The sequence below is a fragment of the Myxococcales bacterium genome, from assembly GCA_016716835.1.
GTDB lineage: Bacteria > Myxococcota_A > Polyangia > Haliangiales > Haliangiaceae > JADJUW01.
The window spans coordinates 2,824,166-2,848,489 of record JADJUW010000001.1 but is presented as its reverse complement, the minus strand read 5'-3'; the positions used below and the strand labels follow the sequence as shown (position 1 = coordinate 2,848,489).

At 64.0% G+C, this 24,324-nt stretch carries 21 protein-coding genes; 9 read left to right on the top strand and 12 right to left on the bottom strand.

Going from position 1 to position 24,324, the window contains the following annotated elements; genetic code table 11:
• Positions 1-57: 57 nt before the first annotated feature.
• The 3 genes from IPL79_12645 to IPL79_12635 are packed head-to-tail and all read left to right on the top strand — an operon-like array spanning position 58 to position 4,317.
• Entirely contained in the window at positions 58-1,572 is a 1,515-nt protein-coding gene (locus IPL79_12645) for a polyamine aminopropyltransferase (GenBank protein ID MBK9071833.1), read from the top strand.
• A gap of 7 nt (positions 1,573-1,579) precedes the next feature.
• Positions 1,580-3,223: an FAD-dependent oxidoreductase gene (locus IPL79_12640; GenBank protein MBK9071832.1), complete on the top strand. Its 1,644-nt coding sequence runs from the start codon at positions 1,580-1,582 to the stop codon at positions 3,221-3,223.
• Positions 3,220-4,317, top strand: a complete 1,098-nt coding sequence (locus IPL79_12635; protein ID MBK9071831.1) for a hypothetical protein — start codon at positions 3,220-3,222, stop codon at positions 4,315-4,317. Before IPL79_12640 ends, IPL79_12635 begins: the two co-directional genes overlap by 4 nt.
• Here the strand turns inward: IPL79_12635 and IPL79_12630 are convergent.
• The 8 genes from IPL79_12630 to IPL79_12595 all read right to left on the bottom strand — a co-directional run bounded on the left by IPL79_12630 (position 4,285) and on the right by IPL79_12595 (position 13,120).
• Complete coding sequence (locus IPL79_12630) at positions 4,285-4,647, bottom strand: DUF423 domain-containing protein (GenBank protein ID MBK9071830.1); 363 nt, start codon at positions 4,645-4,647, stop codon at positions 4,285-4,287. The two genes, IPL79_12635 and IPL79_12630, sit on opposite strands and share 33 nt — an antisense overlap.
• Positions 4,648-4,673: 26 nt before the next feature.
• The gene (locus IPL79_12625) at positions 4,674-5,015 is read right to left on the bottom strand and encodes a hypothetical protein (GenBank protein MBK9071829.1); all 342 of its coding nucleotides are present in this window, start codon (positions 5,013-5,015) and stop codon (positions 4,674-4,676) included.
• 189 nt (positions 5,016-5,204) lie between these two features.
• Positions 5,205-6,494 (bottom strand): NAD(P)/FAD-dependent oxidoreductase, encoded by a 1,290-nt coding sequence (locus IPL79_12620; protein ID MBK9071828.1) that lies wholly within the window; start codon positions 6,492-6,494, stop codon positions 5,205-5,207.
• Positions 6,495-6,550: 56 nt separating this feature from the next.
• On the bottom strand, positions 6,551-8,845 hold the full coding sequence (gene ppk1, locus IPL79_12615; GenBank protein MBK9071827.1) for a polyphosphate kinase 1: 2,295 nt from the start codon (positions 8,843-8,845) through the stop codon (positions 6,551-6,553).
• Between the two features lie 149 nt (positions 8,846-8,994).
• Positions 8,995-9,627, bottom strand: a complete 633-nt coding sequence (locus IPL79_12610) for a hypothetical protein (GenBank protein ID MBK9071826.1) — start codon at positions 9,625-9,627, stop codon at positions 8,995-8,997.
• A 106-nt stretch (positions 9,628-9,733) separates the two neighbouring features.
• On the bottom strand, positions 9,734-11,806 hold the full coding sequence (locus IPL79_12605; protein ID MBK9071825.1) for a hypothetical protein: 2,073 nt from the start codon (positions 11,804-11,806) through the stop codon (positions 9,734-9,736).
• Positions 11,807-11,858: 52 nt separating this feature from the next.
• Entirely contained in the window at positions 11,859-12,374 is a 516-nt protein-coding gene (locus IPL79_12600; GenBank protein MBK9071824.1) for a hypothetical protein, read from the bottom strand.
• A gap of 89 nt (positions 12,375-12,463) precedes the next feature.
• The gene (locus tag IPL79_12595) at positions 12,464-13,120 is read right to left on the bottom strand and encodes an MBL fold metallo-hydrolase (protein ID MBK9071823.1); all 657 of its coding nucleotides are present in this window, start codon (positions 13,118-13,120) and stop codon (positions 12,464-12,466) included.
• 195 nt (positions 13,121-13,315) lie between these two features.
• On the opposite strand from IPL79_12595, the gene IPL79_12590 reads away from it, so the two are divergent.
• Entirely contained in the window at positions 13,316-13,969 is a 654-nt protein-coding gene (locus IPL79_12590; protein MBK9071822.1) for a hypothetical protein, read from the top strand.
• 41 nt (positions 13,970-14,010) lie between these two features.
• On the opposite strand, the gene IPL79_12585 is transcribed toward IPL79_12590, so the two are convergent.
• On the bottom strand, positions 14,011-15,126 hold the full coding sequence (locus tag IPL79_12585; GenBank protein ID MBK9071821.1) for a hypothetical protein: 1,116 nt from the start codon (positions 15,124-15,126) through the stop codon (positions 14,011-14,013).
• Between the two features lie 58 nt (positions 15,127-15,184).
• Positions 15,185-16,657, bottom strand: a complete 1,473-nt coding sequence (locus tag IPL79_12580) for a glutamine synthetase (protein ID MBK9071820.1) — start codon at positions 16,655-16,657, stop codon at positions 15,185-15,187.
• A 283-nt stretch (positions 16,658-16,940) separates the two neighbouring features.
• On the opposite strand from IPL79_12580, the gene IPL79_12575 reads away from it, so the two are divergent.
• Genes IPL79_12575 through IPL79_12565 form a run of 3 tightly spaced genes read left to right on the top strand, consistent with a single transcriptional unit; the run spans position 16,941 to position 18,743 of the window.
• On the top strand, positions 16,941-17,423 hold the full coding sequence (locus tag IPL79_12575) for a macro domain-containing protein (GenBank protein MBK9071819.1): 483 nt from the start codon (positions 16,941-16,943) through the stop codon (positions 17,421-17,423).
• 45 nt (positions 17,424-17,468) lie between these two features.
• The gene (locus tag IPL79_12570) at positions 17,469-18,035 is read left to right on the top strand and encodes a universal stress protein (protein ID MBK9071818.1); all 567 of its coding nucleotides are present in this window, start codon (positions 17,469-17,471) and stop codon (positions 18,033-18,035) included.
• Positions 18,036-18,068: 33 nt separating this feature from the next.
• The gene (locus IPL79_12565; protein MBK9071817.1) at positions 18,069-18,743 is read left to right on the top strand and encodes a hypothetical protein; all 675 of its coding nucleotides are present in this window, start codon (positions 18,069-18,071) and stop codon (positions 18,741-18,743) included.
• A gap of 16 nt (positions 18,744-18,759) precedes the next feature.
• Here IPL79_12565 and IPL79_12560 read toward each other — a convergent pair whose 3' ends face one another.
• Complete coding sequence (locus IPL79_12560) at positions 18,760-20,244, bottom strand: YdiU family protein (GenBank protein ID MBK9071816.1); 1,485 nt, start codon at positions 20,242-20,244, stop codon at positions 18,760-18,762.
• 132 nt (positions 20,245-20,376) lie between these two features.
• On the opposite strand from IPL79_12560, the gene IPL79_12555 reads away from it, so the two are divergent.
• Both IPL79_12555 and IPL79_12550 read left to right on the top strand, forming a co-directional pair.
• A complete protein-coding gene (locus IPL79_12555; GenBank protein MBK9071815.1) occupies positions 20,377-20,910 on the top strand; it encodes a hypothetical protein in 534 nt (177 codons plus the stop codon).
• A 110-nt stretch (positions 20,911-21,020) separates the two neighbouring features.
• Complete coding sequence (locus tag IPL79_12550; protein MBK9071814.1) at positions 21,021-21,707, top strand: hypothetical protein; 687 nt, start codon at positions 21,021-21,023, stop codon at positions 21,705-21,707.
• Here the strand turns inward: IPL79_12550 and IPL79_12545 are convergent.
• Positions 21,664-24,312, bottom strand: a complete 2,649-nt coding sequence (locus IPL79_12545) for a cation-translocating P-type ATPase (GenBank protein MBK9071813.1) — start codon at positions 24,310-24,312, stop codon at positions 21,664-21,666. The genes IPL79_12550 and IPL79_12545 overlap by 44 nt on opposite strands.
• Between the last annotated feature and the right edge of the window lie 12 nt (positions 24,313-24,324).

Genomic DNA, 24,324 nt, shown 5'->3' with positions numbered 1-24,324 from the left:
GCCGCCATGGCTGGGGCCGATTCCGCGAGCGATTCACCCGTGCAGCCGGCCGTGCACATTTCGGCGCCCTTGCTATTTGTCAATGTGGTGATCGTCGCGATGTGCGGCCTGATCTACGAGTTGCTCGCGGGCACGCTCGGCAGCTACCTCATGGGCGATTCGGTGACGCAGTTCTCGCTGGTCATTGGCCTGTATTTATCCGCGATGGGGCTTGGTGCGTGGCTTTCGCGTTTTGTCAACAACCGGCTCGCCGAGCGCTTTCTCGACCTTGAGCTCGCCGTAGCCATCGTTGGCGGGCTGTCGGTGCCGGTGCTGTTCTATCTGTTCGCGGAGGTCCGCCATTTTCAATTCGCGCTGCTGGGCTTTGTCATCGCGACGGGGACCATTTGCGGCCTCGAGTTGCCGCTGCTGATGCGGATCTTGCAGGGGAACCTATCGTTTAGCGATCTAGTCTCACGCGTGCTGACGTTTGACTATATTGGCGCGCTCGCGGCGTCGCTGCTGTTTCCCATCGTGTTCATGCCTCACCTTGGGCTGATCAAGACCTCGCTCTTGGTCGGCATGCTCAATGCCGTGGTGGCGCTGTGGGGCACGTGGATCTTGCGGCCCCTCATTGGCAAGCGCGTGCTCGGGGTGCGCCTGCGCGCGGTGGCGGTGCTGCTGGGCCTGGGCTATGCGCTGTTGCGATCCAACGACATCACCGCGCTCGCCGAAGACGCCATGTATGCCGACGACGTGGTGTTTGCCAAGAACACCAAGCACCAACGGTTGGTGGTGACGCATGGCCGCACGGGCTTTAACCTGTTCATCAACGGCAATCTGCAATTCGCCAGCGCCGACGAGTATCGCTATCACGAGTCCCTGGTGCACCCAGCGATGAGCGCGATCGCGCGGCCACCCAAAAATGTCCTAGTGCTGGGCGGTGGCGATGGCCTCGCGCTGCGCGAGATTCGCAAATACGATGCCGTCGAGCACATTACGCTGGTCGATCTAGATCCAGGGATGACCAGCCTGTCGCGCGTGTTTAAGCCGCTGGGCGAGCTGAACGACCACTCGTTCGACGACCCGCGGTTGACCGTGGTGAACCAAGACGCCATGGTGTGGATCGAGACAACGCCCATCGCGTGGGACGTGGTCATTATCGATTTTCCAGATCCGAACAATTTTTCGCTCGGCAAGCTCTACACCAAACGCTTCTATCGCCTGCTTGCGCGCAAGCTCGCGCAAGGCGGCGTGGTGGCGGTGCAGGCCACCTCACCGCTGTTCGCGCGCTATGCCTATTGGTGCATCGTCGAGACCATGCGGGCGGCGGGCCTGGGCGTTGCGCCGTATCACGTCACGGTCCCGTCGTTTGGCGAATGGGGCTACGTATTGGCGCAAGCGGGCGAGGTGACGCTGCCGACAAAGTTGGCGCCAGCCGTCACAGGGCGCTTACGATTTCTAACCAGCGACCTGCTCGCGTCATTGTTTGTCTTTCCCGCCGATATGGGCCCGGTGCAGGTGGAAATCAACCAACTCGATAATCAGGCGCTGGTCCGCTACTACGAGGACGAATGGCGGCGTTGGCAGTAAACGCATCATGACCTCGCGCCGCGATTTTTTGGCGTACTTGCTCGGTGGTAGCTTTGCCGCCGCCTGCGATCGACGCGGCAGCGCGCTGGGCGCCGGTGGACTGCACATCCCCGGGGAAATCATCGATACAGGTGCGGCGCGCGGTCATCAGTTTGTCCGCGACTATCGCGCGCTCGGCACAGCGCCGCTGGCCCCGGCAACGTGGGAACAGGTCGACGTCGCGATTATCGGCGGAGGGCCTTCCGGGCTATCCGCGGCGTGGGAGTTGGGACGGCAAGGCAAGCGCTGCGTGGTGCTAGAGCTCATGCCCGAGGTTGGTGGCACCGCGCGCGCTGGCCTTGGCGCGGTTACCGCGTTTCCGTGGGGCGCGCACTATATTGTCGCGCCCGACGCTGAAAACAGCGACCTCACCTCGTTGCTCGACGAGATGGGCGCGATCGATGAAATCGCCGACGACGGCACGCCGGTGGTACACGAGCATTTGCGCTGCCGAGAACCCGACGAACGCCTGTTCTATCGCGGTCGCTGGTATCCCGGGCTATTCTTGCACGCCGGTGCCAGCGCCGACGACGTCGCGCAGCTGGCGCGCTTTGAGCAAGCGCTCAAGATGTGGGCGCGCTTTCGCGATGGCCGCGGCCGACGTGCCTTCGCCGTGCCGTCGACGCGCCTTTCCGACGACGCCGAGGTGATTGCGCTAGATGATCTATCGTTCGCGCAGTGGCTGGACGCGCAAGGCATCGCGTCATCGCGCGTGCGATGGCTTTGCGACTACGCCTGCCGCGACGACTACGGCATGCTTCCCGAACACACCAGCGCGTGGGCAGGGCTCTACTATTTCGCATCCCGCTTTGACGCGGCGGTAAACGATGCAAGGCCGGTCGTGACGTGGCCGGGTGGCAATGGCGCGCTGGTCTCGCACTTGGCAATGGCGGCGGGCGAGGCGCTGCGCCCAAATTCCGCGGTCTTGTCGGTGACGCGCGTCGGCGCCGGCTTTGAGCTGCTCGCGATGCAGGGCGAGGCGCTGCGCGGCTTTCGCGCCGGCGCGGTGATCAGCGCGGTGCCGAGCTTTGTCGCGTCGCGCATTATTGCGCCGAGCTCGGTCCTGCCGCCGCCGCCCGCCGCGCCAACGTCGCCAACGTCGCGCAGCGTTGGCCCGTGGGTGGTTGCCAACCTGCATCTGCGCAGCCGGCCGCCCGAGCGCCGCGGCAACTTTCCACCGAGCTGGGACAACGTGCTCTACGACAGCAAGAGCCTAGGCTACGTCGTGGCGACGCATCAGGCCGGCGCCGACAGCGGCGAGACGGTGTGGACTTGGTATTATCCAATTACCGACGTCGACGTCGCCACGGCGCGTGCCTCGTTGCTCGCGGCGACGCATGAGGCGTGGTCGCATGTGATCTTGGCCGACCTACAGCGCGCGCACCCCGATATCGCGACCCGCGTGCAGCGCCTCGATGTCGCGTTCTGGGGCCATGCGATGGCGCGGCCGGTGGTTGGGTCCAGGCGTGCGCAATTGGCTGGATGGGGCGCTGCGGCGCAACCAGGCGTCTTCCATGCCCACGTCGATCGCTCGGTGGTGCCGGTATTTGAAGAGGCCTTTGCGCAAGGCGTCGCGGCGGCACGCGCGGCGGCGCACGAGGTTGGCGGATGAGCGTGCCGATGGAGGGCACGCCGCGCACGGCGTGGATTTTCTCGCGCGACGCAGATCTGCTGCTTTTTGGCGGCACAGCGGTCGTGGCGCTGCTATGGCTTTGGTTCGCGCAGGCGCAATCGCACGCGAGCGGCGAGGAGCCAGCCATGCTCGCCGAGGCGACGTGGATCGCCACGGTGCTCTTGGTCGATGTCGCCCACGTGTGGTCGACGGGCCTCATCGTCTACCTAGACCGCAGCGAGCTCGCGCGCCGTCGATGGCTCTACACGCTGACGCCAATCGCTTGTTTTGGCGTCGGCGCGGCGCTTTATGGCTGGGCGGGCGCGGCGTGGTTTTGGCGCGTGCTCGCCTATCTCGCGGTGCTGCACTTCGTTCGCCAGCAGTTTGGCTGGGTCATGATGTATCGCGGGCGCGCGGGCGAGCACACGCGGTGGGGCCGGCTCATCGACGGCGCCGCCATCTACGCCGCGACGGTGGTTCCCCTCATCTGGTGGCATGCCCACTTGCCGCGCTCCTTTGATTGGTTTGTTGACGGCGATTTTGCAAACGGGCTCGCGCCCTGGGTAGCCGACGCCGCGCTCGTGCTTGGCGCAATCATTGCCGTCCTCTATGTCGCCCGCGCGCTCATCGTCGCTGGCTCGCGCGCCAACCTGGGCAAGCACTTGGTCATCGCGACCACGGCGGCTTGTTGGTTTGGCGGCATTGTGCTCACAAATAGCGATATCGCGTTTACCGTCACCAATGTGCTTATTCACGGTGTTCCGTATCTGGCATTGGTTTATCTCTACGCGCGGCAGATTAGCGCGCCGCGCAGCGTCACGGTCGCCTCGGTGGTGCGCCTGGGACCGTGGTTTTTGCTCATTACGCTGTGGGCCATCGCATTTGCCGAGGAGTTGCTATGGGACCGCGCGGTTTGGCACGAGCGCAGCTATCTCTTTGGCGATCTTCGCCTCCCAGGTGGCGCCGCCTTGTGGGTGGCGCTGCTCGCCACGCCGCAAGCTACCCACTACGTGCTCGACGCATTTTTGTGGCGCCGCGCGAGCAATCCGCAGCTAGCGCGGCTAGCTGCGCAGCCACGCAATGCCGAGCCATAGCCAGCTCGCGAGAAAGAGCACGCCACCAATTGGCGTCACCGGTCCAAGCTTCAGCGGCGTCAGCGCCATGAGGTAGAGGCTGCCACAAAATAGCGCAATGCCGCCGTGCATGAGCCAGGCCGCCGGGGCTGCGCTCGGCACGCGCGCAAGCATTAGGCCGGCGAGCACTAACCCGAGTGCGTGATACATATGATACTTGGCTGCGGTTTCGAAAATCTCGAGGCCGCGCGCGTCGAGGCGATCTTTAAGCCCATGCGCACCAAACGCGCCCGCGCCAATAGCTAACGCAGCATGAAAACAACCGAGGGCGACGTGAGGGCTGGCGTTCATGTAGCGCTTATAGCACGCAGGCGCGGTTACGGCACAATACGCCATTGCAGGCGGTACACGCCGGTTTGCTCGACAACCGCGGGTTCTTTCCGCAGCGACGCGAGCGTGGCCTTAAGCCGAGCCGCCATGGGAACGGTTGGCGCGTCGACCTCAAGCGTCATGACATCTTCGGTGCGGCGAAAGTAGATATTGGCGTCTTGTGATCGAGCGGTACCATCTGCCATCGGCAACTCGGGCATGGGCATGGTCCACGTCCTGATAATGGGCGGCAGCTTTTTCTGATGAATGGAGAGCTCGATGATCATTTTTTCGGCGTGCGCCTCCCGAGGCGCGGTGGCCAGCGTCGGCAAGGCGAGGGCGAGTGACATGGCGGTCGCACGCAGGAAACGTTGACGGGTCGAAGGGGCGATTTGTAAATTAGACATGCCTGCGCAATTAGCAACGAGCGTGCCAGGTAGCGCGCGTTATAGTTTCCAAGGCTTATGCCTACGCAACGCCCGCCGCATGCTACCCACCGCCGCGAATGACATTTAGCTCGCGCGCCTTGTGCCAAACTGTCAATGAGGCGGCGTCGACGGCTTGGGCGTTGCCAGCGTTTGCGCGGGCAGCTGGCTAATCGACTCGCCCGTAATCAGCCGTGCGCCGCGCTGATACGTCACGTACGACCAAAACCACGTCAGCAGCGCCGCGACCCGATTGCGAAAGCCAATCAGGAAATACAAGTGCACCGCCAACCAGGCAAGCCAGGCCAGCGTGCCGCTTAGTACGCGCCCACCCATTTGCGCCACCGCACGATTGCGGCCAATGGTCGCCATGCTGCCCTTGTCCGTGTAGTGAAACCCTTCGCCGGCGTGGCCCGCCAGCGCGAGCTGGATATTGCTGGCGACGAGGCGGGCCATTTGCATCGCCACCGGGCTGACCCCGGGCAGCGGCGCGCCGTCTTGTTCAAAGCGAGCGATATCGCCAATCGCAAACGCGTTGCGCGTGCCCGGGATCGTCAGATCTGGATTGACGATGACGCGCCCGCTTGGATCGAGCGGCACACCAAGCGTCGCCGCGAGGTCATTACCGCGCACGCCGGCGCCCCAAATGATGGTGGCGGCCGGCAGCACGTCGCCCGCCAAATGCACGCCGCCTTCGTCGATCGCCGTAACGCGGGTGTTTACGCGAACCCGCACCCCGAGCTCGGCCAATTGCGACACCGCGAGCTGCGAGACGCGGGGGTCAAAGCTCGGCAAAATGCGCGCGCCGCCCTCGAGCAAGACAACTTCGGCCTCCCCGGGCGAAATGGAGCGGAAATCGCGACCGAGAACAAACCGCGTTAGCTCGCCGATGGCGCCCGCCAACTCCACGCCGGTCGGGCCGCCGCCGACGACCACGAACGTTAGCAGTTCTTTGCGCCGCGACGCATCTTGTTCCCATTCCGCCGCTTCGAAGGCCTTGAGCACACGCCGCCGAATTTCAAGGGCGTCATCTATGCTCTTGAGCCCCGGCGCAAACCGCGCCCATTCGTCGTGGCCAAAGTAGCTGGTCTTTCCCCCGGCGGCCACAATGACATAGTCATAGGCCAGTTCGCCAATATCGAGCCGCAGCGTGCCCCCTGCGAGGTCGACACTCGCCACTTCGGCCATGATGACTTGCACGTTGGCTTGGTCGCGCAGAATCGAGCGAATCGGCGCCGCGATATCGGCCGGTGATAGGCCCGCCATAGCCACCTGGTAGAGCAGGGGCTGAAATAGGTGATGGTTGCTGCGATCGATCAGTGTGATCCGCACCGGCGCTTCGGCCAGCGCCTTGGCCGCGGTGAGCCCACCAAACCCACCGCCGATGATGACTACATGCGGCAGCAATGATTCCATACCCCGGTGTAGCAACTCCGCGCCTCGCGCGCTGCCACGTGCCGCTATTTCTGCATTTTGCGATTGGCGCGGGTCGCCTCTTTGAGGCGTTGCTCGGCGCGTTCGGTGCTGCGCACCTGCGCGTGGGGCAGCGCCGAATCGGTGCGGTGGTAACTGCCGTCGCTCTGCATGTGCCAGGCCCCCGGGTGTTCGGCAAGCTGCATCTCAATGAGCGCGCGCAGCTCGGCCTGCAGCCGTGCCTCTTCGATTGGCACGAGTACCTCGACGCGCCGCTCGAGATTGCGGTGCATAGCGTCGGCCGAGCCAATATAGTATTCGCCGCGGCCATTGTTGCCAAAATGGTAGATGCGCGCGTGCTCGAGGAAGCGCCCGACGACGCTGACGACGCGAATGGATGCTGAGAGGCCCGCAATGCCCGGGCGCAGCCGGCAGCTATCGCGAATGATCAGATCGATCTGCACGCCCTGCTGCGAGGCGGCATACAGCGCGCGCACGATATCGACGTCTTCAAGCGCGTTGATCTTCCATTGGATCTTGCCGTTGCCATTGGCTTTTTGGTGCGCAATTTCACGCTCGATTTTTTTGAGCAGCGCCGCCTTCATCAAATTTGGCGCCACGAGCAGCTTGCTGTAACGACGCCGTGGCTCGTATCCGGTGGTCAGGTAGTTAAACAGCTCGGTTAGATCGCGGCCGATGGCGTCGACACACGTCAGCAGGCTAAAGTCCGTATAGAGCCGCGCCGTACCGCTGTGGTAATTGCCGGTCCCAATGTGCGCGTAACGGCGAAGGCCATCGTAGTCGCGCCGCACGACAAGCACTGACTTGCAGTGCGTTTTTAAACCAACCACGCCATAGGTGACGTGGATGCCGGCACGCTCCATACGCGTCGCCCAGCGGATATTCGCCTCTTCGTCAAAGCGCGCCTTGATCTCGAGCACGACGGCAACTTGCTTGCCACCCATCGCAGCCTTGATCAGCGACTTGATCACGTCAGAATCGCGGCTGGTGCGGTATAGCGTCATCTTGATCGCGAGCACCTTGAGATCGGTGGCCGCCTCCTTGAGGAAGCGCTCGACGGATTGCTGAAACGATTCATACGGGTGGTGCACCAGCAGCGATTTTTGATCGCGAATGGTGTGAAAAATATTGCGCTTGGCGGTGAGGTCCGCGGGCTGCACCGGCGAGTGCGGCGCATCGCGCAGCTCGGGACGCTCCGGGATCTCGAGCATGGCGAGCTCCATGACGTCGCGTTGGCGCAGCATGCCCTCGGCCTCAAACACGTCACTGTGCTCGTCAAGGCCAAGCTCAGCCGCGAGGTGGCCGCGCAGCACGGTGGGCATGCCGCCGGCGACTTGCATCCGCACCACGGGCGCAAACTTGCGCTCACGCAGCTCGATCTCGATGAGCTCGACCAGGTCGTCGGCCTCTTCTTCGGCGCGCTCGGTGTTGGCGTTGCGCGTAACGCGAAACTGATGGCAGGACTCGACGACCATGCCCGGAAACAAGAGGTCGAGCGTCTTGGCCATGACATCTTCGAGCCGAACATACTTATGGGCGCCGCCGCCAACGCGAACAAAGCGCGAGATGCCATTGCCAATGGGCACCTTGACCCGCGCCAGGCGCATGTCTTGGTCTTTAGGGAAATGCAGCGTGACGAGCAGGTTAAGCGAAAGGTTCGAAATAAACGGAAAGGGATGGGCAGGGTCGATCGACTGCGGCGTCACCAGCGGGAAAATATTGTTGACGTAGTGCTCGCGCACGCTGGCTTGCTCGTCGGCCGACAGCTCATCAAACGCCACCACGGCGATGCCTTGCGTGCGCATATCGGCGAGCGTCGTCTCTAAGACCTCGCTGCGCCTGCGCTCAAGCTGAGCCACCGCGGCGAGACACTCGGCAACCTGGGTTTGCGGCGAGCGGCCGTCAGCGGTCGCCACTTGCAGCCCGGCCATCGCCTGTTGCTTCAGGCCGCCGATGCGCTTCATAAAAAATTCGTCGATGTTGCTCGCGACGATCGAGACAAATTTTAAACGCTCCAGCAAGGGCGTACGCGCTTCCGTCGCCTCATGCAGTACGCGCCAACAAAAATTGAGATACGTCAGTTCGCGATTGAGAAATGCGGTGGGTGGCAAGGCGTCGACATTGGCGACGTCGTCGACCGTCAGCGCGTTGGCACCTGGATGCGGCGGCGTGCAGTTTGGCGCGGCGGGCACGGCGCTAGCATCAATGCTGGCGGCCACGTCTTGCACGGGTGGTTCGACTATTTTTTTAAACCCCGTCGAAGACGCGCCGGCGTCGATGGGGTCGGCGGCATCGCTGGGCAGTGGCAGGCCCAGGCGCATGCCTGTCTCGGTGTGCTCTTCGCCGCCGAAATCGTCAGGCGGAGGCGGTTGGCGCGCAGAAACCATCTTTTAATTATACGCTGGCGGCGCGCCGTCGCAAAGGCAGTATTTGCCCGTAAATGATTGTAACTAAAAGCAATTATTAAATGTCACAAACCAGCGAGGCCGGTCGCGGCGGCGAGGACGACTTCCCGCGCCCCGTCGTGGAGTGTCAGGCCGCGCGGGCCCGCCACCGGAGGCTTGGCAAACAACGCTGGCGCGAGGTCAACCTTCCAAAACGCCTTGCCCGTTTGGAGGTTGAACGCGCTCATCGCGACGCCGTTAGGCCCGCTCGGCACCAAGTGATACGCGGTGTCGCCGAACGTCCAAACCCTGCCGCCAAGTTGTTTGGCAGCCGCGCGCATCGCACCCGTTGATGGCCCCAGCGAGATCGTGCCCAGCCGCGAGTCGTGTGGCCGCGCAAACGAGAAGATTTGTTCGTTGCCGTTGCGCAGCACCCTCACCATGATCGCCTTGTCATTGGCAGCGACCGCGGTGCCGCCGTCGAGGCCGGCATACGGCGGGATGAGCCCCTGCCACGTATACGCCCTGTCGCGATACTCGATGAAATTTCGATCGCCACCGAGTTCGCTGCGCACGCGCAACGTCGCCTCACCCGGCAGCGCGATCGTCATCACCACCGCGCCCGCCTTGGGCTGAGCCTTCACCATGAACACCATCGCGCCCACCGCGATGCCGACGCCTAACACCAAAATCGCAATCGCTACCTGCTTGCCGTTCATGAGGGTCACGTACCTACCCCAGGACTATAGCAATTTTAAAGGGTTGGCCACCAAAGTGGTGGATTTTGCTTTTCGGTCGCCGCCGTGCTGCGCGGGCCAGGCGGAGTTACTTCGCTTCGGCAACGGGAATCAACGCGCCCAGGCCCGCGTCAAATTGCCACTCGCGGACGAGGTAGGCGGGTTGTCGAATCGTTTCGCGCACGCGCAACTCTCCCTTGTCGCTGAAGTAGACGCCGTTCAGCTCGCCCTCAAGGCGCAGGCCTCGCATGGCGCGGACCTCAGCGCCGGCGGGCGTGCGTTCCACGACATCGAACAACGTGTGGTACTGGCGAAAGAAGATCGTGTTGTCGCCGGGCGGCAGGCTCCCCGGAAAACGCCCGAGCACCTTATGTGCGCATTGCTCGATGACCGTGTTGGTCCCCGTGAACGTCGTCTTGGTGCCGTCCCAGGCCACCTTAACCTCGCCCGCCACCCGCGCCGTGCCAGATTCCTTGAAACAGTCGGCGAGCTTGCTCAGGCGGTCGGTGAGGTGGGCGGGGCGGCGCGGCTTGTCGCGTGCCTTGGCGTCGGCGGTCCAGCCCTCATTGCGCTCGAGGAAGATCCACGTTCGGTCGTCGGCTTGTGGCACGGCGATCGTAATCAGCACATTGCCATTGGCTAGTGGCATCGCATCGCGGAGATACTGCCCGCGCACCGACGGGGTAAGCGCTAACCCGTCTCGCGTCGCCGGCAGGGTTGCGACATAGCCACACGATGCGCCATTGGCATAGCAATCGTCGCGCAGCACGATGGCGCCGGTGGGCCCGACTTCGGCGGTCCGTATCGGAAAGTCGAGGAGGCCAAGCACACGCCACTGGCCGTCGCTACCAAGGGCCTGCACCTCGTGATTGGCGGCGCATTGTGCCAACCCCACGCCGCCTTCAAGCAGAATCTTGTGACGCATACCCTCGCACGGCGGCGTTGCCAACGCGATCGTCTTGCGCCCCTGATCGACGGCGTAGATCGTCGCCGGGCGCTTGATTGTGCCTTGGCACATGCCATCTTTGATTTGGCCAAGACATTCGCCATCGCCGAGCGTGTCAAAGCGCAACCGGATGCTGCGATGGCTAGGATAGCGATTTGCAACACAGTCGATGCCGACGCAGCCAGCCGGCGCGCTCGGCGACCCAATAAAGCCAATACTGCCAATTCCGAAGCCACCGCCGCCGCGCTGCCTGCATGCCGCGGTTAGTTCCGCATGTTCAACCTCGTGCTTTGGCTGCAGCGGCGTCGCGGCAAGCGCGCTCGGCCATGATGTGAACTCGGCGGCCCAGCTCGAGAACTTGTCGTCCCAGTCATCAAGCTGGCTATCCTCGGTTCCCCCCGGAATATCCCGCTTGGCATCGGCCTTTGGCGCGGTGTGCTCCCAGCTCTTGGTCCAGCCCTTCCACGTCATGCCATCGGCGGCGAGCACGCCGTTGCGACAGGCGGCCCGCACGCCTTCGCCGGTGTCCAGCGCCTGCCCAATCAGGTTGCCTTCGCGCACCAACTTCAGATCGCGCAACGCCGCGGGCGCCACCTGCCAGGTCTTGCCGCCATCGCGAGAGGACTGCGGTGGCGCGCCCTTGAGGTCGACCGCGATCACGCCATCGGCGCGCACGAACACGCCCTCGATGCGCCGCTTAAGCTTGAATGGCGTAAACGCGCCGCCGCCATCATGCGAAACATAGAGCGTCTTGCCCGCGCCCGCGACGACGATGTTCGTCGCGGCATTTGCGTCCCACGTGGTTGCCCTAGAGATATTGGCCACCTTCACAAATGTCGCTGCGGCGGCCGCATTCACGTCGACTGCGCGCCACAGCGTGCCGTCTTTTGTGGCAACTAGTACCGCGTCGCCGTTGCCGATGCCCGACCAGATCGTTTTCTTGGGCCACGTTATCAGCGCGCGCTGGCTGCGCTGGTGATCGACGCCGAGCGTGGCCAATCGCTCGACGATCGGCTTGGCGCGGCGTTTGGCGCGCCAAGGCATTCGCAATTCGACGTTGATAAGCGCGCTATGATTGCCGGTCGCGTACGTGGAAAACGTTACGTAGTCATCGTGATCGCGGGCCCAATCGCCTGGCTCCTCGGCCGCGACGCTGCCGCCCAAGACCATCAAACCAACCACGCCAACAACCCCTGCCCACATGTGCTTCGACATGAGGCGTTGCTATCAAACAAGCCGGCTCGCGCCAAGCCGAATCTAAGCTGCCCTACGCGCCAAACATCGTTGCAGGCGTCACCGTGTTGCCCGATACAAGCAGCTTGCGGCCACTTGGAAAAAATACTTGAATCTTGCCTGCGGCGGGCACCAGCTCGACGACGCCGAGGCCAAACGTTGGGTGTTCAATGCGCTCGCCGACGGCAAACGGTTCGCGTGGCTTGTAGGCGCGCGTCGGCTTGCTGGTATCGGCTTGCACCATGGGCGCATTGGCCAGCAGCTTGCTGGCGCCGGTAGCAGACTTTGCCCGTGACGTTTTTGCCTTGGCCACCTTGGCGATGGGTACGATATTACCTTCTGCATCGACCTCGGTGCGCCGGTTGGTCGGGCCCATCGTCCCGCGTTCGGCGGCCTTGAGCGGCTTGTAGCGATGCTGGCCGCCGCACTGCTTGCACTGGACCTTGACGACCTTGGTTTTTTCCATCGCGACGACGACGTGCCAGACGTCGCCGCACTTGCTGCACAAAGCTTCTATATCAGCCGCGACCTTAGGCACCGTAGTTGTCATCGCCGACTATCATACGCTGCTTTTGCCCCCGCTGGCGTGCTCCTACCGGGCGGCAAAGAAGAAAATTAATTCAAGCCAAAAGTGCGCGTTTACCGCGCGGTGACAAACGGGTTTTTGCGCGCTTCCTCGCCAAGCGTGGTGCTATCGCCATGGCCCGGTATCACGATCGTATCTAAATCACGCACATACAACTTGTTTTTGATCGAGCGCTCAAGTAGGCGCGCATCGCCGCCAGGCAGGTCGGTGCGCCCAACGCTGCGCTTAAACAGCGTATCCCCAGAAAACAGCAAGGTCGGCTCGCCGGCCTCGGTGACCTCAAAACAAACCGACCCCGGCGTATGCCCCGGCGTATAGATCACCAGCGCCGCGTGCGCGCCAAACGCGACCCGATCGCCATCTTTCATGTAGACGTCTACCGGCAGCACCGGCCGCGGCTGCCAGCCAAACATCGCGGCCTGTTGTGCGATGCCGTCGTAAAGAAACAAGTCGCCCTTGTGCAGCCAGATGTCGCCGCCGTGCGCTTCCTTGACGTCGCGCGTGCAGTAGATGTGGTCCAGATGAGCGTGCGTGTGAATGATTGCCTTCACGGTGAGGTCGTTGCTGCGCACGATGTCGGCGATGCGGTCGACCTCGCCGCCCGGATCGATGACTACCGCCTCGCGCGTGGCCTCGCACGCGATCACCGAGCAATTGCAGGCAAACGGCCCGGCCTCAAAGGTCTCTAGCAGCATGCGCATTCGTAGCATGGCCCCTGGCCTGGGAACTAGAGCGCCTTTCATAACCCCGGACCGCGCGAGTAAGAGGCAGGTTGGCTAGCTGGCAAGGCGCGAAAGAGGCTCATACTGGTTGTATGGGCCGACCACGCAACGCCGCCAGCTGCCAAGCTGGACTTACTCGAAATGGGAGGGGTTTTGAGAGGCGCTCTAGGGTAAGGTGGCCGCGTGCGCCAGCCCGTCATCTCACTAGTAGTTCTCGTTTTTGCCAGTGCGTGGGGTGCGTGCGGCGTCAATAGCGAGCCGGCGAGCAAGCCCGACGCCGCGGTATCGGCAGGGCTGACGCCTACCGCGCGCAAGCCTGACCTCGCTGATAAGGCCGCTGCACCGCGCGTTGCTAACGCGATGGATCGAGCGGCGACGGGCGGCGGCAATCGCTGCCTGGCGCAATTCGCGACTAAGCTCGACCAGTTGCTTCCGCTCGAAGAGGCCGCGGCGTTAGCTGGCCTTCCCGCCCCGCAGGGCAAGATGGCCTACACGCGCGCCGCTAACTCGCCGGCGCAAGATTTCAATTTGTACACCTGGCCGCGCGACAAGGCCGCCAAGGGCAAAGCCGCCGGTGCACGGCTGGTTGGAGTTGGGCTGGTGAGCGAGCAAACCTCGGCGCAATTCGCCACCGCGTATGGCCTGGGTGCCGCCGGCATGCAGGCCGTGGCCGATGTCGGCGAGGCTGCGAGCTGGGAGGCCGGGGCCGATACGCTCCATATTTGGGCAGGCGGCACGGCGTTCGCGGTCAAGGTTACGGTGGCCGATGATGATGCGCTCAATCTCGCGCGGGCAGTCGACGTCGCGACGTCGGTTCTCCTAAAATGTAATTTGTAGGCACCTGCGCGGCGGCGGCGCGCGCTTCGTCGCTTAGTTGCTTAGTCACAAATCGTGCCCGACGGATTGTCCACGCAATGATATCCGATCGCGGTTTGGACGTTGCCAGCGGTATCGGTGCCGGTCACCGTGATCGAGTGATTCCCCACGCCCGTTGGCAGCGTGCCCCACGATTTGACCTGATTCGCCGCGATCGTCGCGTTGAGGCCGGTTGCCACCACATGCGTGCTCTCGTTTGACGTGACCGACCATTTGCCGTTCAACGGTTCGACCGCGAGCACCGGTTTGGTTTTGTCGGTACGCCAGGCGACGGTCTTGCTCGCGGCATTGCCGGCGAGATCGTGCACGTTCAAGACCAGGCTGTGCTGCCCTTCGGGGACGTTGCTGCGGCTGTAAGTCAGGGCCGTGCATGCGGCCGCGGCGCCGCCATCGTAGCTGCACGTCGCATCGGCTAGCGGCTCGTTGCTGGCAAAGGTAATTGAAATGCTAGAGAGGTTGTTGACGGCGGCTGGGGCGGTGGGCGCGGTGAGCACGGGCTCCGTGGCGTCGACGACCCATGCATACGTTGCCGTGGCCGTGTAGCCGACCGCATCGTCGGCCTCGACTCGCAACGCGAACGCGCCATCAGGGGTGGCTTCAAATTCATACTGCGCCGAGGTCGACGAGATGGCAACGCACGGCGCCAGCGCCGCGTCGCCAACCGCGCACACAAAGCTCTCGACAGGTTTGCTCGCGGTAATGGTAAGCAGCGTCGCCCGGATAGTGGTGAGCGCGGGTGGCCCGACGATCTCAAGGCGCGGCAAGTTGCTGTCGACGACCCAGGCGTGGGTGGCCGGCGAAGGATCTTCGTTGCCGGCGACGTCGACGGCCTTGACCTTAAACGTATGCTCGCCGTCGCTCAAGGTCGCCGTGGTGAACGGCGACGTGCAGGCGGCAAACGCTAGCTCATCGACGGCGCACAAGAAGGTCGCCAACGGCTCGTCGGATTCAAACGTAAAGGTCGCCTCGAGATCGCCGGTCAGCGTTGCCACCGTGGTTTCGACAAAGGTCTCTGGCGTGCTCGCATCGCGGACCACGCAACCGTTGCCAACCGCGAGCATCAGGCCACACGCGATTCCTTTTTGCGCTAAGGGCCAAACGCTTGCGAGCCGCTTCATGCGGACGACCATAACAAAGCCTCCGTGGGCGCAATATAGGCGCGCCCCTTCGACGTGGCTAAAACTGGTTCCAAAGGTACTGATTTGTCACTTCGTGGTGAAACTGAATTTCATTTGTCTTCACCGTCGCGCCCAGCGCCTTGGGGCAGCGCTCGGCCGAGGCGTTCTTGAGCTCGGCATATTTGGTGTGGACCACGTCGCCATAGAGCTTCTTGGCAAACACGCTGCCCTTAAACAGGCGAATGGCGTCGTAGATGTTGTCTGGCAAGAAACGGGTGCGCGACTTCTTGCTGTCGTCGTCCGATTCCTTGGGGCCCTCGAGCCCGGTGCGCAGCACGGTGTAGACCGACATATACGGGTTGGCATCCGGCGCAACGCTGCGCACCTCGACGCGCGCCGAGCGCTCGTTGCCAAGCGGAATGCGCACCATCGAGCCGCGGTCGATCGCCGAGGCCTTGATTTGGTTGGGCGCTTCGTAGTGTGGGTCGAGACGACGATACGAGTTGACGCTGGCATTGAGGGCGAGGCAAATATCGGGGGCCGACGCCAAGATGCGGCCGATAAATTCCCAGCCCATTTTTGACAGGCCGTCCTTGCCCTTCTTGTCGTGGAATAGGTTTACGCCCTTGCGCGACAGCGAGATATTGGTGTGCATGCCGTTGCCGTTGACGCCGGTCACGGGCTTGGGCAAGAACGACGCCGTCATGTCGAGTTGGCTCGCGACCTGGCGCGCCAGCAGCTTGTAGAGCTGGACCTGATCGGCGCCAATGAGCGCATCGGCATACTTAAAGTTCATCTCAAATTGCGACGGCGCGACTTCGGGGTGATCTTTTTCGTTTTCAAAGCCCATGGCGCGCTGGGCCTCGGCGCAGTGATCGATGAAGGTGCGCAGCGCATCGCCGGGCAGCGAATGGTAGTAGCCGCCGGTCGAGATAAAGTTAAACTCACGCGTCTCGTGAAACGCGCGCTCGGCGTCGCGGCCCTTAAAGAGAAAGCCCTCGATCTCGTGGGCGACGTGGCAGACCGTGCCGTCCTTGGCGAAGAGCTTTTCGCTATAGGCCTTGAGCTGGCCGCGTAGATCCCCGACGTACGGCGAGCCGTCTTTTTCGCGGACCTCGCTAAAGACGAGGACTTTGCCGGGGCCAAACACGTCGGACGGCAGCCAGTAAAATGCCGGCCAATCGATCGCGAGGCGGAGGTCGGACTCTTGTTGCGCCGAGAAGCCGCGGATGGAGCTGCCATCAAAGGTGAGGTTGTCCGCGCTGCTGAGCAAGAACTTCTTGTCGTAGTCGAGCATGTGCAAACGACCTTCGAGGTCGGTGAAACACACGGTGACGGCCTTGATGCGCTTCTCGTCGCGAAGATACTTCATGCGCTCATCGCGAATTTTGGTGGGGGATACCCGCGCGATGCGCTGGGCTTTCGCGGCTAGGTTTAGTTCCTCCAGCTCGTCATACGGAATTTCGAGGAAGGAGCGCAGCGAAGCGCCGACAGCAGCTGAGGTGGGTGCGGTGTGAGTTGTGCGAGCCATGAGTGTTCCCCTTTGAGATAATTGGCGCCACTTTAGACCTTATTGTTGCGGAAATAAGCTCAAAAAATACAAAAATAGTAATTCAAGTGTGTTTCGAATAATTCGATCGCCATCGTTGACAGAGGCCCGCAGCCACACGACCCGGCAGCGGACGCGCCGCTAAGGCGCAAAAGCTGCGTAGGCTGGCGCTCGGCGGCGCAGCCCTTGCGCTGTCACAAGGCCGGTCACAAATAGTTTCAGGCACTTGGACTTAGCATGCGCTTTGCACATACACCTCGGTCTTATGATCAAAGAAGTAACCGGCGATATCCTACTTTCCAAAGCCCAAGCCATCGCACACGGGGTCGCGCCTGACGACCACTTCGCGACGGGGCTGGCCTCGCAGCTGCGCGAGCAATGGCCCTCGATGTCGAAGGATTTTCGTCATTGGTGCCACACGCACAACCCGCAGCCGGGCGCCGCTTGGACCTGGCCGAGCCCGGATGGCCGTCGCATCGTCAACTTGTTGACGCAAGAGGCCGCGCCCCACGAGAAGACGCATCCCGGCAAGGCGCAGCTCACCCATGTCAACCACGCGCTGCGCGAGCTACGCAGCGAGATCGAAAAGGAAAAGCTAACCAGCGTCGCCTTGCCGCGCCTGGCGACGGGCGTTGGTGGCCTGCAGTGGAGCGACGTCAAACCGCTGGTGGAGAAGCACCTCGGCGATCTGAAGATTCCTGTTTACGTCTATACCAATTATCAAAAGGGCACGGCCGCGGCCGAATAGGCGGGGGCGCGGCGAGAGGAGCAACAAGAGATGGGGAGAAGTTCCATGCAACCGAATCAGGTCTTGGTTGGTTATGATTGGTCGGACGTCGGCGAACACGCCTTAACGTGGGCGCTACGCTATGCCAACACCACCGCGTCGCAGCTGCACGTGCTCGTCGCGGTCGATGAGCAGCATCGCGTCGAGGCGGCGGGCGCCGGTCCGGTGGATTTTGCGTATACCGAACGGCTGCACGATCTCTTGGCGAGCAAGCTCGCGGGGGCCTGCGCGGCGCTCGGCGACGCCGCGGCGATCGACTATGCCGTGCACGTGCGCATCGGCAAGCCCGCGCATGAGGTGCTTATGGTGGCCGGTGAAATCGGCGCCGACTTAATCGTCGTGGGCTCGCACGGCAAGACCGGCCTGCGCCGCATGGTGCAAGGCTCGGTGTCAGAAGCCGTGGTTCGCGGCGCCGAATGTCCCGTTATGGTCGTGCGACCCAAGACCTATAGCGACGTGCAGCGTCTAGACGTGGCCGCGACGCCGCATGGGCATCACCACCGCAAGCCGCATATTTATTCGTATCAAAACGCCTCGGTCACCAAGCGACCGAGCGACTGGCCGCTTTGGTAGCGGGCCCAGGCCCTGCGCGGTAAGCTAACCGCGATGAAAGCTAGCGTTTGGTTCCGCCTCGTCCTCCTGACCGTGGCGCTAGGTAGTTTGGCAACGTGCGTAATTGACCGCCGCGCGCAGCCGGCACCGACGTCGCAGCCGGCGACTGCGCCAACAGCGTCGCCGTCCTATGGCGGTGGTGGCTATGTTTCGCCGACGTCAACGCCAACGCCGTACGTCACGCCGGAGCCAGCGCCGACGTCAACGCCAACGCCGACGCCGGCCGCGGACGGTGCCACCTCGGCGTTTGCGCGTGAATTTCTCACCGCCCACAACACCTATCGCGCGCGCCATTGTGCCTCGCCGCTGACGTGGTCCGACGAGCTCGCACGCTATGCGGCGCGTTGGGCCGAGCATTTGCGCGGGCAAGGCTGCGGCCTCACGCACAGCTCAGGATCGTATGGCGAAAACCTAGCGGGCGGCACCGCGAGCGCGCTGTCACCGCAGCGCGTGACGACCATGTGGTACGACGAGGTCGCCGGCTACAGCTACGGCTCGGGTTTCTCGATGAGCACCGGCCATTTCACGCAGGTGGTGTGGCGCGGCACGCAGCGCCTCGGCTGCGCTATGGCAACCTGCGGCGGCAATGCGGTCTACGTCTGCTCGTACGATCCGCCGGGAAACTACAGCGGCGACTTTCCGCGCAACGTCGTGGCGAGTTGCCCGTAGGCACGCGCAGCGCCCGTTACGTGCCGCAGAAGGTCTGATAGCCGGCAAACGTCGCGGGCGCTGGCACGCGAAGATCCGCAAACTCTGGCGCCTCATCAAACGGGCGGGCGAGCGCGGCCAAGAGCCGGTGGGTGACGCTTAGGTCGCCGTCGTGGGCTGCCGCAAGCGCCGCCTCGACGACATGATTGCGCGCAATGAGCGCCGGGTTGCTGGCCCGCATGCGGCGTGCGACTGTGTCGGGGGGCAAGCCTTGCCGCGCAAGCCGCGCGGCCCATCGCGCATGCCACGGCGCTAGGCTGGCGTCCGGGCTATCGGTGGCGCCCGTCGCTGCGGCCGCGCTCGCCAGCGCGCGAAACGTGCCTGTGAAGTCGGCTTTATGCGCGTGCATCCACGCCAGCAAATCAGCAATGAGCGCGCCGTCGCCGTCGTCGCGCTCGCCCGCGGCGAGCCCGAGCTTCTGCTGCATCGTCGCCAGCCAATGCGCCGCAAACTGCGCCGAGAAGCCGTCGAGCGCATCTTGCGCGGCGGTGATGGCGCGCGCAGGTTCAGGGTGAAGTAAGGGCAACAGCGTTTCGGCGAAGCGCGCCAGGTTCCACCGCGCGATGGTCGGTTGCTCGCCGTAGGCGTAGCGCCCATGATGGTCGATGGAGCTAAACACCGTCGCCGGATCGTAGGCGTCCATAAAGGCGCACGGGCCATAGTCAATGGTTTCGCCGCTGATGGTCATGTTGTCGGTATTCATGACCCCGTGGATGAAGCCCACGCTCTGCCACGCGGCGAGCAGGCGCGCCTGCCGCGAAATCACGTCGTGCAGCAGCGCAAGCGCGAGGTCGGCCGTCGAGGCCTCCGGCACAGACGTCACCGTTGAACTCGCGACGGGCGCGACGTGACGTTGCCATGCATAGCGCACCAACGTTGCTAACAACTGGTCGTCACCCTGCGCGGCCGCAAACTCAAACGTGCCGACGCGCAAGTGGCTGGCCGCCACGCGGGTCAACACCGCGCCAGGCAGCATGCGCTCGCGCGCCACGAGTTCCCCGGTGGCCACCACGGCGAGGCTGCGCGTGGACGGAATGCCGAGCGCGTGCATGGCCTCGCTGATGATGTACTCGCGCAGCATAGGGCCGAGCGCGGCGCGACCGTCACCGCGTCGCGAGTACGGCGTGCGCCCCGACCCCTTGAGTTGGATGTCGACGCGCTCGCCCGCTGGCGTTAGGTGTTCGCCAAGCAAGATCGCGCGGCCATCGCCGAGGATGTTGAAATGGCCAAATTGATGGCCAGCGTACGCTTGCGCCAACGGCTCGGCACCGACGGGCAACGCGTTGCCTGCCAGCCACGCGAGGCCTTGCGTTGTTTTAAGGTCGACGACGCTAAGCCCCAGCGCGCCCACCAACGCCTCGTTGAGCAAGAGCAGGCTTGGGGCCTTTACCGGTGTGGGCGCGACGTGCGCAAACAAAGCGCCTGGCAGACGGCCGTAGCTATTGTCAAATCGCCAACCCATCTCCAGGTCGTAGCATCCCGTGGCGGCGCTCGCTCGCGATGATGTGTGCAATCGCTAATCAACCGTAAACGCTAGCTCTACGGCGCAGCCAGCGATAGGATCGAGCGGCAATCGCGACGAAACGAGCAAACCATGGCAAAAAAAGCAAAATCGAAATCAAAGCTCCGCAAGGCAAAAAAATTGGCAAAGGCTAGCGCCCGCAAGCCTAAGGGCAAGGCGAAGGCGAAGGTGAAAGCAGCGCCCAAGACCAAGGCGAAAATCAAAACCAAGGCCAAGGCAAAAACGGCTAAGCCCAAGGTCGTTCGCGCAAAGCCCGCGGCGCGCAAGATCGCCAAGAAGGCTAAGCAAGCCGCACCGAAATCGTTTGCCAAACCGACCAAAGCAGCGGCATCCAAGGCAAGCAAAGCGACCCCTAAAACCGTCACCAAGCGCGATGCGCGCACGCATACACGCATTGCCGCCGCCGCGGCGCGCACCTTGCGAGACGGCAAGGCAGACGCCGCGAGCAAGATCGCAGCCGGCAGCACCTTGGCCCAAACCGGGCGCGCCGCGCAGACGAGCGCCGCCGCCTCGAGCGCGGCCGGCCATGTCCTTGCCGCAAGCGATGCCAGCCCCGCTGCGCGTCAAGCTGCCGCCAGCGCGCTCGCGCAAGCGGCGCAAAGCTAGCGGCGGCCTGCAAAGGCGCCAGCTGCGGCAACTGTGCGCTTCGTCGCAAGTGCTGGCGCCGCCGCACGAACGGCGATTGTGTTTGCTACGCGCCGTGCGTATGGTGGCGCATGGCGTGGCGCATTTGTATGATGTGGGTGTTGCTGACCGCGGCGCAGGGCCAGGCCTTGGCGCAGCCAAGCGCGCAACAACCACAATTGCCGCCGCCGCTGCCTTCGGTCGCTGCGCCGCTGCATAGCGATTGGCGCCACGATGCGCTGGGCAGCTACGAAATTGGCGCCGACTTCATGATGTTTGGCAACATGCTCGCGCCGGCATCTCCGGCGATCGACCCAGGTTCCGAAGCGCCCGAATTTATGGTCGGCGCGCGCGTCGCCGCGGCAAGGCCCTTGCTCTCGTATTTTGTGCGCTTGGCAACCGAGCAGCGCAATCGCACGACGCCGCGCGCGATAGCCTTGCTCATCGACGGCACGGCATCGCTTGGCGTTGGCGCGAGCGCCGATGGCGATGAGGCGCTGTTTTTCTCAGGTGGGCCCCGACTTGGTTCGAACATGTATTGGCGCCGGGTTGCCTACGAGGTGCGCATGGGTCCTGAGCTGCTCGTGCAGAGTGGCGACCAGGGCTCGGTGGCGGCGCTGGGGTTTTCGATTTCGATGGCGTTTGCCTTTCCCGGCCGCGAAGGCTGGCGGAGGCAACATAAATTTGTCATCAGCGAAACCCTCACACCAACGACGGCGGCCGGCGAGGGCGACGTCACGATTTGGCTCGGGCTGGGCTATCGCCTGCAGCTGAAGTAGGCGCGCGCCCGCGTGCAAGCGCGTGCCGCCCGATGGCGAGCAAGGCAATTGGGCCGGCGCCTAGCAGCGCGACGGTGGCCGCCTGCAGCAGCGACAGCGGGCCAAACGCGAACACCTCGCGCACAGGCGGCACCAGCAGCATGATCGCCAGCGCCGCGCTGGTCGCGCCGATCAGGATGGCCACGGCCGGGTTGCGCGACGATGCGGGCCGCGCTGGCGCGCTGGGCGCGTTGGGTGCGCGGCGATTCGCGATCAAGATGGCCACATTACCAAAGGCGACGCACGCAAATGCCATGGCGCGCAAGCTGCCCTCCGCGACGCCGGCGCCGCGAAACATCGCGACGATGAGGATCGCGCTCAGCAGGACCAGCGCACCCTGGGCAAGGCTCCATCCCAGGCGGCGCCAGCCAAACAGCTTGGCCTGGCGCGCGCGCGGCGGGCGATCCATGACATTGGCGTCGGCCGGCTCCATCTCGAACCCCACCGAAGAGGCGGGATCGATGATCAGCTCGAAGATGACCACGTGCAGCGGCATGAGCAATGGCGGCCAACCTAGCAGCGCCGGCACCAGCGCCATGCCCGCGATTGGCACGTGCACCGCGATAATGTAACCGATCGCCTTTTGGATATTGTCGTAGATTCGCCGCCCGAGCGCGACCGCCTGCACGATGGCGGCAAAATCATCTTGCACCAGCACCAGCGACGCCGCCTCGCGCGCCACCTCGGTGCCTCGCGCGCCCATGGCGATGCCAACATCCGCGGCCTTGAGCGCGGGCGCGTCGTTGACGCCATCGCCGGTCATGCCAACCACCTCGCCTCGCGCCTGCAGCACGCGCACGATGCGTAGCTTTTGTGCCGGCACGGCGCGCGCCACGATGTGCACCGTGGCCAGGCGCGCGGCGAGCTCGTCGTCTGCGAGTTGGTCGAGGTCGCTGCCAAGCAAGACGTCGTCGGCGTTGGCGTTGGCGTCAGCGGAGGCCTTGCCCGGCGTCGCGACGATGCCCGCGGCCGCCGCGATCGCGCGCGCGGTGTCGGGATGATCGCCCGTGATCATGACGACGCGAATCTTGGCGCGGTGGCATAAGGCGACCGCGGCGGGCACGTCCTCGCGCAACGGATCGGCCAGCCCGACCAGGCCGAGCAAGGCAAAATCGACATCGTGCGGCTGCGCCGGCTCGCTGGCCAGGGTGCCCTTGCTGCGCGCCACCGCGAGCACTCGCAGGCCGCTTTTCGCCATGGCCTCGACGCGCGCGCGCCACCGCGCGGCCTCGGCCTCCGGCAAATGGCAAAGATCAAAAATTGCTTCCGGCGCGCCCTTGGTGGCTACGAGCAGCGCCGGTTCATCGCTAGCGCGCCACGCATGCGTCACCGCGAGCAGCTGCGGCGATAGCGGGTATTCGCGCATCAAGCGCCAGCTTGGATGCAGGTGTTCGGTGCGCGCCAAGGCCGCCGCGCCGAGCGCGAGGAACGCCTTCTCCATGGGGTCGAACGGATCGCGCGGGCAGGCCAAGATGCCGTGCTCGGCCAATTCGTGCACCGACTCGGGTAGGCTGCTCGGCAGCGCCTCTGCCGCGAGCGTCAGCTCCGCGTCGTCCGTCCACAGCTTGCGAATGGTCATGCGGTTTTGCGTCAGCGTGCCGGTCTTGTCGGTGCACAAGACGTGCATGGCCCCCAGCGTTTCGATGGCCATCACGTGGCGCGTGAGGACGCGATGCTTGGCGATGCGCCACGCCCCTAGCGCCAAGAACACCGTGAGCACCACGGGAAATTCTTCGGGCAGCAGCGCCATCGCGAGCGTGATGCCCGAGAGCGTGGCTTGCAGCCAATCGCCTTGCGTCGCGCCGAGCAGGATGACGAGCAAGGTTGAGGCCACCACGCCCGCGATGGCCATGGTGCGGACCAGCGCGCTGATCTGGCGCTGCAACGGGGTGCGTTCGCGCGCCACGTCCGCAAGCGACGTGCCGATGCGTCCGAGCTCGGTGCGGGCGCCGGTGGCGACGATTTCGGCGAGGCCTCGGCCGGCCACCACCATGGTGCCCGCATACATCGCGGCGGCGCTGCTCCCGATGGCGGCAGGGGCCGCGGCGAGGTGCGCGTCGGCCGTCTTGTCTACCGACACCGATTCGCCGGTAAGCATCGATTCGTCGACCGCCATCGCGCTGCCCTCGCGCAGCAAGACATCGGCCGGCACCCGATCGCCCTCGGCGAGGCGGATGATATCGCCAACAACCAGCTCGCGCGCCGGCAGCGCAATCACCTCGCCATTGCGCAGGACTTGTGCCCGCGGGCTGCTCAGATCGGCAAGGGCGTGCAGCGCGCGATCGGAGCGCCCCTGCTGAATGACGGTGATCGAAATCACCACCACCACGGCGCCCAGCAGCGTCAGGCCTTCGGTGACATCGCCAAGCAGCAAATAGATCAACGCCGCGGCGAGCAGCAACAAAAACATCGGCTCCCGCGCAACCTCGGCGATGAGCCGCCACGGCGTGCGCGCCGCCTCGCGCGCCAACACGTTGGCGCCGTCGGCTGCCAGGCGCGTCGCCGCCTCGGCACTGCTCAGGCCAGGCCAGCTGGGGCGCGTAACATGAGGCGAGCGATTCGGCATAGGTGTGCCAAC

Coding starts and splice junctions, on each gene's coding strand:
- IPL79_12640 (MBK9071832.1), top strand. CDS start 1,580: ATGACCTCGCGCCGCGATTTTTTGGCGTACTTGCTCGGTGGTAGCTTT.
- IPL79_12635 (MBK9071831.1), top strand. CDS start 3,220: ATGAGCGTGCCGATGGAGGGCACGCCGCGCACGGCGTGGATTTTCTCG.
- IPL79_12630 (MBK9071830.1), bottom strand. CDS start 4,647: ATGAACGCCAGCCCTCACGTCGCCCTCGGTTGTTTTCATGCTGCGTTA.
- IPL79_12625 (MBK9071829.1), bottom strand. CDS start 5,015: ATGTCACTCGCCCTCGCCTTGCCGACGCTGGCCACCGCGCCTCGGGAG.
- ppk1 (MBK9071827.1), bottom strand. CDS start 8,845: ATGCGCCTGGGCCTGCCACTGCCCAGCGATGCCGCCGACCCCATCGAC.
- IPL79_12610 (MBK9071826.1), bottom strand. CDS start 9,627: ATGAACGGCAAGCAGGTAGCGATTGCGATTTTGGTGTTAGGCGTCGGC.
- IPL79_12605 (MBK9071825.1), bottom strand. CDS start 11,806: ATGTCGAAGCACATGTGGGCAGGGGTTGTTGGCGTGGTTGGTTTGATG.
- IPL79_12600 (MBK9071824.1), bottom strand. CDS start 12,374: ATGACAACTACGGTGCCTAAGGTCGCGGCTGATATAGAAGCTTTGTGC.
- IPL79_12595 (MBK9071823.1), bottom strand. CDS start 13,120: ATGCTACGAATGCGCATGCTGCTAGAGACCTTTGAGGCCGGGCCGTTT.
- IPL79_12585 (MBK9071821.1), bottom strand. CDS start 15,126: ATGAAGCGGCTCGCAAGCGTTTGGCCCTTAGCGCAAAAAGGAATCGCG.
- IPL79_12580 (MBK9071820.1), bottom strand. CDS start 16,657: ATGGCTCGCACAACTCACACCGCACCCACCTCAGCTGCTGTCGGCGCT.
- IPL79_12575 (MBK9071819.1), top strand. CDS start 16,941: ATGATCAAAGAAGTAACCGGCGATATCCTACTTTCCAAAGCCCAAGCC.
- IPL79_12570 (MBK9071818.1), top strand. CDS start 17,469: ATGCAACCGAATCAGGTCTTGGTTGGTTATGATTGGTCGGACGTCGGC.
- IPL79_12565 (MBK9071817.1), top strand. CDS start 18,069: ATGAAAGCTAGCGTTTGGTTCCGCCTCGTCCTCCTGACCGTGGCGCTA.
- IPL79_12560 (MBK9071816.1), bottom strand. CDS start 20,244: ATGGGTTGGCGATTTGACAATAGCTACGGCCGTCTGCCAGGCGCTTTG.
- IPL79_12555 (MBK9071815.1), top strand. CDS start 20,377: ATGGCAAAAAAAGCAAAATCGAAATCAAAGCTCCGCAAGGCAAAAAAA.
- IPL79_12550 (MBK9071814.1), top strand. CDS start 21,021: ATGGCGTGGCGCATTTGTATGATGTGGGTGTTGCTGACCGCGGCGCAG.
- IPL79_12545 (MBK9071813.1), bottom strand. CDS start 24,312: ATGCCGAATCGCTCGCCTCATGTTACGCGCCCCAGCTGGCCTGGCCTG.